The sequence below is a fragment of the Bacillus sp. GMs2/2 genome, from assembly GCF_050172095.1.
GTDB lineage: Bacteria > Bacillota > Bacilli > Bacillales > Bacillaceae_G > Bacillus_A > Bacillus_A cereus.
In genome coordinates this window covers 1-2,722 of record NZ_JBNLYE010000461.1, presented here as the reverse complement: position 1 = coordinate 2,722, position 2,722 = coordinate 1, and the positions used below count along the sequence as shown (strand labels likewise).

Below are 2,722 nucleotides of genomic sequence, written 5' to 3'. Positions count from 1 at the left end.
TATTTCACCCTGCATAAAAAAATATTTCTCAACATTTTATTTGTTGAAAAAGATTGAATATTCGTATTATAACGAATATTATGTTGTTATCGGCAAAAAACGATAATTTGCAGACACTGGGGAGGAAATACATTGAAAAAGAAAAAGAAAAAGAAATTAAAACCATTAGCGGTATTAACAACAGCAGCAGTACTAAGTAGTACGTTTACTTTTGGAGGTCACGCAGCGTATGCTGAGACACCAACATCATCTCTACCAATAGATGAGCACTTAATACCGGAGGAGCGTTTGGCTGAAGCGCTAAAACAACGGGGGGTAATTGATCAATCTGCATCACAAGCTGAGACTTCAAAGGCTGTCGAAAAATATGTTGAGAAAAAGAAAGGGGAAAACCCTGGGAAAGAAATCTTAACAGGAGATAGTCTTACGCAAGAAGCCTCTGACTTTATGAAAAAAGTAAAAGATGCAAAAATGAGGGAAAATGAACAGGCGCAGCAGCCTGAAGTAGGCCCAGTAGCTGGACAAGGTGCAGCATTGAACCCTGGGAAATTAAATGGAAAAGTACCTACTACATCAGCGAAGCAAGAAGAATACAATGGAGCTGTTCGAAAAGATAAAGTACTTGTTTTACTTGTAGAATTTAGCGATTTTAAGCATAACAATATTGATCAAGAGCCAGGATACATGTATTCTAAGGACTTTAATCGTGAACATTATCAAAAAATGTTATTTGGTGATGAACCATTTACTTTATTTGATGGATCGAAAATTAACACATTTAAGCAATATTATGAAGAACAATCTGGTGGTAGCTATACAGTTGATGGGACTGTAACAGAATGGCTTACTGTTCCAGGAAAAGCATCAGATTATGGTGCTGATGCGGGTACTGGGCATGATAACAAGGGGCCTTTAGGACCAAAAGATTTTGTGAAAGAAGCATTAAAAGCAGCGGTAGCAAAAGGAATCAATTTAGCAGACTATGACCAATTTGATCAATACGATCAAGATGGTGATGGAAATAAAAATGAGCCAGATGGCATTATTGATCATTTAATGGTTGTACATGCTGGCGTTGGTCAAGAAGCTGGCGGCGGTAAATTGAAAGATGATGCGATTTGGTCACATCGTTCAAAACTAGGTTCAAAACCATATGCAATTGATGGCACGAAATCTTCTGTTTCGAACTGGGGCGGAAAGATGGCTGCATATGATTATACAATCGAGCCTGAAGACGGAGCAGTTGGTGTGTTTGCACATGAGTATGGCCATGATTTAGGCTTACCAGATGAATATGATACAAAGTACTCAGGACAAGGTGAACCTGTTGAGTCATGGTCTATTATGAGTGGTGGTAGCTGGGCTGGAAAAATTGCAGGAACAGAGCCAACGAGTTTCTCGCCACAAAATAAAGAGTTTTTCCAAAAGAATATGAAGGGGAACTGGGCGAATATTCTTGAAGTAGATTATGACAAACTTAGCAAAGGAATCGGTGTTGCAACATATGTAGATCAAAGTACTACAAAATCTAAACGACCTGGAATTGTTCGTGTTAACTTGCCGGACAAAGATATAAAAAATATCGAATCAGCGTTTGGTAAGAAGTTCTATTACAGTACAAAAGGAAATGACATTCATACAACACTTGAGACACCAGTATTTGACTTAACAAATGCAAAGGATGCTAAGTTCGATTATAAGGCATTTTACGAACTTGAAGCGAAGTATGATTTCCTTGACGTATATGCGATTGCAGAAGATGGAACGAAGACACGCATTGATAGAATGGGCGAAAAAGATATAAAAGGCGGCGCGGATACAACTGATGGTAAGTGGGTTGATAAATCATACGATTTAAGCCAATTCAAAGGAAAAAAAGTAAAACTGCAATTTGAGTACTTAACAGATATTGCAGTAGCTTATAAAGGATTTGCGTTAGATAATGCAGCCTTAACTGTAGATGGAAAAGTTGTTTTCTCTGATGATGCAGAAGGTCAGCCTGCAATGACGTTAAAAGGCTTTACTGTGTCTAACGGATTTGAACAGAAAAAACATAATTACTATGTAGAGTGGAGAAATTACGCTGGTTCTGACACTGCGTTACAATATGCACGTGGCCCAGTATTTAATACAGGAATGGTTGTATGGTATGCGGATCAAAGCTTTACAGATAACTGGGTAGGCGTTCATCCAGGTGAAGGGTTCTTAGGAGTAGTAGATTCTCATCCAGAGGCAATTGTAGGGACATTAAACGGACAACCTACTGTGAAGAGCAGTACGCGTTATCAAATTGCCGATGCGGCATTCTCATTTGATCAAACGCCAGCATGGAAAGTAAATTCACCAACACGCGGTATCTTTGATTATAAAGGATTACCAGGAGTGGCAAAATTTGATGATTCTAAGCAATACATCAACAGCGTTATTCCTGATGCAGGACGTAAGTTACCGAAGCTAGGACTGAAGTTTGAAGTGGTAGGCCAAGCTGAAGACAAGTCTGCAGGTGCAGTTTGGCTTCATCGATAAAATAAGGTAAAAAGAAGAGAAGCTGCGATAAGTCGGTGAAACTGACTGATTGCAGCTTTTTTCTTCTTGTGAAAAAACTCGCTGTTTTTTATGTACTTATTGGAAAAATATGAAGTTTCTTTGATACATAAAATGCTCCGTCTGTCCAATTATAGAAGCTATTTTGGACGTAAGAAATTTGTAAGTAATGAGTAAG

1 protein-coding gene is annotated in these 2,722 nt (G+C 38.4%); it reads left to right on the top strand.

Translation table 11 applies throughout. The features are described from left to right. Positions 1–132 precede the first annotated feature (132 nt). The gene (locus tag ACQGS6_RS26015) at positions 133–2,526 is read left to right on the top strand and encodes an immune inhibitor A domain-containing protein (RefSeq protein WP_426965849.1); all 2,394 of its coding nucleotides are present in this window, start codon (positions 133–135) and stop codon (positions 2,524–2,526) included. The last annotated feature ends 196 nt before the right edge of the window (positions 2,527–2,722 follow it).